The organism is Dissulfurimicrobium sp., assembly GCF_049968175.1.
GTDB lineage: Bacteria > Desulfobacterota > Dissulfuribacteria > Dissulfuribacterales > Sh68 > Dissulfurimicrobium > Dissulfurimicrobium hydrothermale.
Genome location: NZ_JBMFRG010000080.1, coordinates 1 through 6,953, shown reverse-complemented (window position 1 = coordinate 6,953; position 6,953 = coordinate 1). Strand labels below are relative to the sequence as shown.

General features: G+C 47.5%; 6 protein-coding genes. All 6 read left to right on the top strand.

The genetic code is table 11. The features are described 5' to 3' along the window. The coding region (locus tag ACP5SG_RS08925; protein ID WP_428123729.1) for a type 4a pilus biogenesis protein PilO at positions 1 to 582 on the top strand (582 nt) is incomplete at its 5' end. Positions 583 to 603: 21 nt separating this feature from the next. Continuing rightward, positions 604 to 1,149 (top strand): pilus assembly protein PilP, encoded by a 546-nt coding sequence (locus tag ACP5SG_RS08920; protein WP_237887966.1) that lies wholly within the window; start codon positions 604 to 606, stop codon positions 1,147 to 1,149. Then, positions 1,149 to 2,321 carry a tetratricopeptide repeat protein gene (locus ACP5SG_RS08915; RefSeq protein ID WP_237887968.1) on the top strand — a complete coding sequence of 391 codons (1,173 nt, stop codon included), beginning with the start codon at positions 1,149 to 1,151 and terminating at the stop codon, positions 2,319 to 2,321. The genes ACP5SG_RS08920 and ACP5SG_RS08915 overlap by 1 nt, the downstream gene beginning before the upstream one ends. A 27-nt stretch (positions 2,322 to 2,348) precedes the next feature. Then, complete coding sequence (mshL, locus tag ACP5SG_RS08910; RefSeq protein ID WP_428123723.1) at positions 2,349 to 4,247, top strand: pilus (MSHA type) biogenesis protein MshL; 1,899 nt, start codon at positions 2,349 to 2,351, stop codon at positions 4,245 to 4,247. A gap of 425 nt (positions 4,248 to 4,672) precedes the next feature. Continuing rightward, positions 4,673 to 5,116: a nickel-responsive transcriptional regulator NikR gene (gene nikR / locus ACP5SG_RS08905; protein WP_424661530.1), complete on the top strand. Its 444-nt coding sequence runs from the start codon at positions 4,673 to 4,675 to the stop codon at positions 5,114 to 5,116. A gap of 228 nt (positions 5,117 to 5,344) precedes the next feature. Next, a partial coding sequence (gene gyrA, locus ACP5SG_RS08900) for a DNA topoisomerase (ATP-hydrolyzing) subunit A (protein ID WP_428123714.1) occupies positions 5,345 to 6,953 on the top strand: 1,609 nt, incomplete at its 3' end.

Genomic DNA, 6,953 nt, shown 5'->3' with positions numbered 1-6,953 from the left:
TCAGAAGATATCCCCAGATTAAGAGATGAAGTCACAAGGCTTGAGATCCAAAAGGCGAAGATCCCTCAGATCGAAGAGGAGCTCAGGTCGATGCAGACCCTTTTATCCGAGGCCTTGAGGCTCTTGCCCGAGAAGAAAGACATTCCATCGGTATTGACCGAGATATCAAACTTGGGAAACGACGCCAGGCTTGAATTTAATCTCTTTAGTCCGCAGACTGAGGTTTTGGAAAGATTTTATGCGGTTATACCTGTCAAGATGGAATTCACTGGTTCATTTTTTGACATTATGGGATTTTTTGACAAAGTAAGCCGCATGGGCCGGATAGTTCAAATGAGAGAGATAAGCATGGACAATCCCAGACAGGGTAGAGATGTCTGGAGCCTGAAGGGTCAGCGGCATCCAGCGCACCCTGGAGATAAAGCGGACAGCGCCGCCGACAATGCCTGGGTTGAGACCCAAGGTGGCGGGGGGTGGATTGTTGATGTGAAATGCCAGGCGGCAACCTTCCGTTTTTTGAGTGAAGATGAACAAAAGGCTATTGCAGCCGCAGCCAAAAATAAAAAAAATAATGGCAAATAACAAGGGTGACAAGAAGTAGTCATGGATAAAAGACACATAGGTATACATACTAAGGGGCTTCTTGCGGTTTTGGCCGCGGCTGTTTGTGTATGGATGTGTGCAGGCTGTGAAAGTAAACCTACTATAGTCGTTACCCAGGTCCATCCAAGGAAGGCGAGCTCAGCGGATTTGAAGGATATGGAGGAGAGGCTCCGGAAACTGCTTGCGCCGCTTCCATACGCCTATGACCCAGAGGGGAAGCCCGATCCCTTTCAACCGTTTATCAGGGCCCAGGTTGCCAAGAGAGGGGTTGAGAAGGCCTGCGCGACACCACTTGAGTGCATGGATTTAGGGCAGCTGAACCTGACAGCGATTGTCACTGAAACCGGCGGTAAGAAGATAGCGATGGTACAGGACGCCTCAGGAAAGGGATACATCATAAAAAGGGGGGTTAGGATCGGCTATAATAAGGGTGTCGTAAAGGACATCCTTTCAGACCGGGTGGTAGTTGAAGAGGAAATCGAGGATATGAGAGGGCGGCCGCTTGAAAGAGAGAGGGTTTTGCCACTGCATCCGGAGGGACAATAATGGTTCGGCAAATGAGGGTACGGTTTTTTTTGGGTTTTCTGCTCATGATCTCCCTGATGTTCGATACGCCTCTACATGTAGGTATGTCGGCTTTATATGCCCAGACACAGGCTCAGACAGATGTCTCATCGTGGCTGAATGACCTGCAGAGACGTGCACCCCAGGGATTGGACAACCGGCAAAATGTCGATGGTGTTTCGCCAGCACCCAATCCCGTAAGGTCTGCTGCGCTCATAAGTGTTGATTTTTATAAGACTGATATACATAACGTATTCAGGCTTATCGGCGAGGTAAGCGGCAAAAACATAGTTGTTGATGAAGATGTAAAAGGTGACTTGACCCTTTCCCTACAAAATGTGCCGTGGACATTCGTATTGCAGGTCGTTAAGAGCCTCAAGGGGCTTGAAAGCATCGAACGTGATAATACCATCATGATATATCCTGCGGGCAAGAAAGTTGCGTGGGTGGGCGAGAGTGGCATGTCGGGGCTCGGGAGTCTGGATATGACGCTCAAGTCTATGCCGGCGAACAGGCTGGTTGTGGAGTCAAGAGCTGGATATCAGACCCCGATGGGCCAGATAACAAGGGCGGAAGGGCTTGTCAAAGACGCCATCGAGGCTGAAAGGCAGGGTGAGTTTGATAAGGCCTTTGAATTGTATAAAAGCGCATCTGATATGTGGCCTGAAAATACAAGCCTTGCCAAGAAGGTGGCTTCAATGGCGCTTGGCCGTGAAGACGATGAGCTTACAGGATTGAATTATGCAAGAAAGGCCTTGAGCTTTACTCCTAAAGACAGCGAGGCTGCAACCTTTGCGGCTATAGCCCTCGCCCGAATGGGGAAAAATACAGAGGCAAGGGCCTATTTTGAAAAGGCGATCAGCGTTGACAAACCCTCTCTCAAGACGCTTTACAACTATGCAGTGTTTTGTTTTTCCCAAGGTCTTTATCGAGATGCCCTTCGCGTTATTAACCGTATTGAGAATAACTATTCGATTTCTCCCGAGATGATGATGTTGAAAGGCGAGGTCTATGAAGGCCTTGGCAGTACCAGGGAGGCGATCGCCGAATACAGGGCGATTATAAACGCTGGACATGGGGTCCCTGATGACATCTCGCAACAGGCCAGGGCGAGACTAGATCGGCTTACAACCCACGCAGGCGGATTTCATTGAATCTTTAAGCGGTTTGGAGGATTGGGTATGGGAGAAATCCATTTTAAATTTAAAGAAAGGCCGGCGGCAAGATACAGTCTTATTTTTTTATGTCTGTTTTTTGTGATGATTGCCTATGGCTGCGCAGTAAATACAGACAGTGTGCAGAAGAAACCCTTTGCCGCTGCAGTGGACATAGAGCAGGTTGCAATACCGCATAGTGCTAATGCGGCAGATGGTTCGTCTCTCGCCGCCGGTGCCCATAATACAGGTGGTGCGGCGGCTAAGGTCTATCGTCCTGGTGTGATGTGGCAGCCTGCGTATTCCGTCGGAGATGTCGCAATCCAGACAAACGAGGCCAAGCTCTCCGCCATGCCTGTGGGTGCAGATATCCACACGAGGGGCGGCAGAGTGAGGTTGGGCGATGCAGTAAGACAACTTGCCAAATTAAAGGGTATGAGCGTCAATTGGGCGAGCGACGTCAATCAGGATCTACCGGTCGAGGTCAACATCAATGCCGATGATGACTTCTGGAAGGCCCTTTCAGGCATATTGAGACAGCTTGATTACTTTTACGAGTTCAAAGATAACACGATAACAGTAAGATATAAAGACACAAAGAGATTTTATCTACCCATGCCGTTTATGGAAACTTCATACAAGACAAGCGTAGGTGGGGATTTGTTGGGTGGTGCAAGTGTCTCTGGTGGCAGCCAAGGCGGTTCGGGCGGCGGTGATAAACTGAAGGCCGTGCTTTCTTCTGAACATGATAGTGATAAGGTGGATATCTGGGTGTCTATCAATAAAAATCTTGACAAGATACTCAATCTTGCTACTGCGCAGGCCCAGCAAAAGATAGGCGGCGAGCTTACGCCTGAAGAGGAGGACAGGATCAGGGCGCTTTGCGAGCAGCAGTTTCCCCAAATGCCGGCTGAACAGGCCTTGTGTCTTGAGAAGGCTAGGTCTGAAAGAAAGATGGCCTTTTTGATTAAGGGGTCCGAAACGGACTCTAGTAAACAAAAAGTAAAAGTCAAACCAGGTGATGCTACGGATAAACTCGGCGAAAGGGAAGGATATTATTATACAATAGATAAACCGCTCGGCATTGTCACCGTCACGGCACCTAAATCAATACTTGAGCAGGTTGAAAACTATTTCAATACGCTTAAAAAAGAGATGTCCAGACAGGTTGTTATAGAGGCGAAGATCGTCGAGATATATCTCAACCAAAATTCTCAGCAAGGCATCGACTGGACTGGCCTTCTTAAGAATTCGCCGTTTGATTTCAAGGTGACATTCGGCAATGGCGGTGTTGTTGTCCCAAAACAGGGTACGAAATTTATCGGCAAGCTTACAATGGGAGACAAGGCCTTCACCCTTCTCCTCAACGCCATTGGAGAATATGGTCATACGAAGGTCCTGTCCGATCCAAAATTGACCTTGATGAACGGCCAGAGCGCGATGATGACCGTCGGTACGAGCATAAGTTATCTGGCAAAGGTCACTTCAACCATAAACAATAACATCGGTGGCGGCGGCCAGACCACCTATACGACGGAGACTGGAAATGTTCTTTCAGGTGTCGGATTGGGTGTAATGGCCAATATTTCATCGGATGATGAAGTGGTTTTGCAACTTACGCCTGTAACCTCAAAATTGGAGAAAGACCCTCCGGATCAGGTAGTTATCGGGAGTCAGGCGACAGGTTTTGCACAAGTCGGGCTTCCCAGAGTTTTTATGAGGGAATTGACCACAGTGGCCCGCGTGAAGAACGGCCAGATACTAGTCGTTGGCGGTCTGATCGATGAAAATATAGAAACCAATAACAGCGAAGTCCCTTTGCTTGGCGATGTGCCGCTGATCGGCAGGCTGTTCAAGAATACTCAAAAGACTACGCAAAAAAGGGAGCTTGTCATTTTACTGAGACCGGAAATCGTGAATCTTTAAGAGACCCCCTGCTTCCCTTTTAAGACAGGGGGTATGTCTGGGGTGGCATTTAATTAAACAGCAGGTGTGGCAGGTCATTTATGTGGCAAGGCACCAGTCAATGTCTGGATAAATCCCTCATCAGGTATCGTTGAGGTCAAGGCATTCCCTGTTCAAACCCTTCGGGCGCAAACATTTCAGCTATACACAGAATCATGGATGCCTGCCTGCCGGCAGACAGGATTGATGCCATTGCCTTGCATCATTAATTCAAAAAGCGCTATATTAATTTATAAATAAAGGTGTTTTATTTTTATTGGCATGTTTCAGCTGGGAGTGTTAATTCTTTATCTTTAAAATTCAAATAAATACATTAATCAAGGTACTTTAACTTATTGACAATTTAGGACGTTGCTGTTTAATATTTTTTAAATTTCAGGTGAATTATGGGTGAGTTGACAAGCGGCAGATCCATAACGAGATTCGGCGTCTCCATACCATCAGATCTCATTAGAAATTTTGATGATTACATTAGGGCACGTCAATACAGTAACAGATCTGAGGCGATTCGCGACCTTATTCGGGAAAAATTGATAGCACAGGAATGGGAGAGAGAAGTACAAGGCAAGGAGGTGGTCGGGACCATCACCTATGTCTATGATCATCATAAGCGGGAACTTGTAAATTCAATCGTTGATATTCAGCATGATTTTTCGGAGCATGTCATAGTATCGCAGCATGTCCATTTGGATCACAGTAATTGCCTTGAGGTCGCCATAGTCCGCGGCAAGGCAGGGGCCCTGGAAGGCCTTGCCGATAAATTGAAGGCCTTGAAGGGTGTCAAACATTGCAAGCTCACCATGACTACTACAGGGGCTGATCTTAGTTAGTTGTGTCCCTGACGATCCGTCATTTCCGCGAAAGCCTGGATCCATATTTGTTGATCTTCATTGGATTTCTGTTTGTGCAGAAATGACAAATCTAGATTTTTAGAGGTCCCTTTGGGATATTTTACGGCATGTCCTGTTTATTTACCGGCAGAATATATCTTTCAGATTTTAACAAAATGATCAGTCACAAAGGTCGAGTCATATTTTCACGATTCAGGAGCCATAGAGATGCATGAACAGGGAGAGTTTTTTGTTGAGCAGAAAAAGACCCGAGACATCGCGGATGAGCTGAAAAAGTCGTATCTGGATTATTCAATGAGTGTAATCATAGGACGTGCATTGCCTGATGTAAGAGATGGGCTTAAGCCTGTACATAGGCGGATATTGTATGCCATGTCCGAGCTCAGAAATGATTACAATAAGCCATATAAAAAGTCGGCAAGGATAGTGGGTGATGTCATAGGTAAATATCATCCACATGGCGATGTCGCCGTCTATGATACTATCGTCAGGATGGCCCAGGGTTTTGCAATGCGTTATCCGCTGATAGACGGTCAGGGCAATTTCGGTTCCGTCGATGGGGATGCTCCTGCAGCCATGCGTTATACAGAAGTACGATTTGCCAAGATCGCTCATGAGATTATGGCAGATATAGATAAGGAGACCGTTGATTTTGTACCGAATTACGACGATTCCTTGAGAGAACCGGTTGTGTTGCCTTCCAAGGTCCCCAATCTACTTGTAAACGGCGCATCAGGAATTGCTGTCGGTATGGCCACCAACATCCCGCCCCACAATCTCGGCGAGGTGGTGGATGGCCTCATAGCCCTTATAAAGAACCCTGACATAACCATCTCCGAACTCATGGAATATATCCATGGCCCTGATTTTCCGACCGGCGGTTTTATCTGTGGAAAGGCCGGCATGAGATCGGCCTACGAGACAGGCAAAGGCGTTATAAAGATCCGCGCCAGGGCCTTTATTGAGCAGGTCGCAAAGGGAGGGCGTGAGAATATTGTTATCACCGAGATACCATATCAGGTCAACAAGGCCAAGCTGGTCGAAAAAATAGCAGAGCTCGGGCGCTTGAAACAGGTTGATGGCATACATGATGTCCGCGATGAGTCCGACCGGGATGGGATGCGGATAGTAGTGGAGCTCAAAAGAGACGGGGTGGCCCAGGTGGTTTTGAATCATCTTTACAAACATACCCAGATGGAGACAAGCTTTGGCGTCATCTTGATCGCTATTGTAAACGGAAGGCCGGAACTCCTTGATCTCAAAGGGCTCTTGACCCACTTTCTCCAACATAGGAAGACCATCATTATAAGGCGTACTACATATGAACTAAAAAAGGCGCAAGAGCGGGCCCATATACTGGAGGGGCTTAAAACAGCCCTTGAAAACCTAGATGAGGTTGTCGGTCTGATCCGGGCATCGAAAACCCCTCAGGAGGCGAAATCAGGCCTTATAGAGCGGTTCGCCCTCTCACTTATACAGGCGCAGGCCATCTTGGATATGAGGCTTCAACGTTTGACCGGTCTTGAGCGCGATAAGATCCTTGATGAATATGCCGCGATACTTAAAGACATAGAGCGGTATAAGGCCATTTTGGCGAGTGACGCTCTTGTGTTGGAGATCGTCGAGGAGGAACTCAAGGCGTTAAGGTCCGAATATGGCGATGCAAGGAAGAGTGAAATCGTCGACGATCTTGAAGAGATCGATATTGAAGACCTGATAGTCGAGGAGGATGTGGTTGTAACGCTATCACATGGTGGTTATATAAAACGGAATCCGGTAAGTCTATACAGGAGTCAGAGGCGCGGAGGAAAGGGGG

Excerpts from the sequence above, each read along its gene's own strand:
- ACP5SG_RS08915 (WP_237887968.1), top strand. The coding sequence starts at position 1,149 with ATGGTTCGGCAAATGAGGGTACGGTTTTTTTTGGGTTTTCTGCTCATG.
- nikR (WP_424661530.1), top strand. The coding sequence starts at position 4,673 with ATGGGTGAGTTGACAAGCGGCAGATCCATAACGAGATTCGGCGTCTCC.
- ACP5SG_RS08920 (WP_237887966.1), top strand. The coding sequence starts at position 604 with ATGGATAAAAGACACATAGGTATACATACTAAGGGGCTTCTTGCGGTT.
- mshL (WP_428123723.1), top strand. The coding sequence starts at position 2,349 with ATGGGAGAAATCCATTTTAAATTTAAAGAAAGGCCGGCGGCAAGATAC.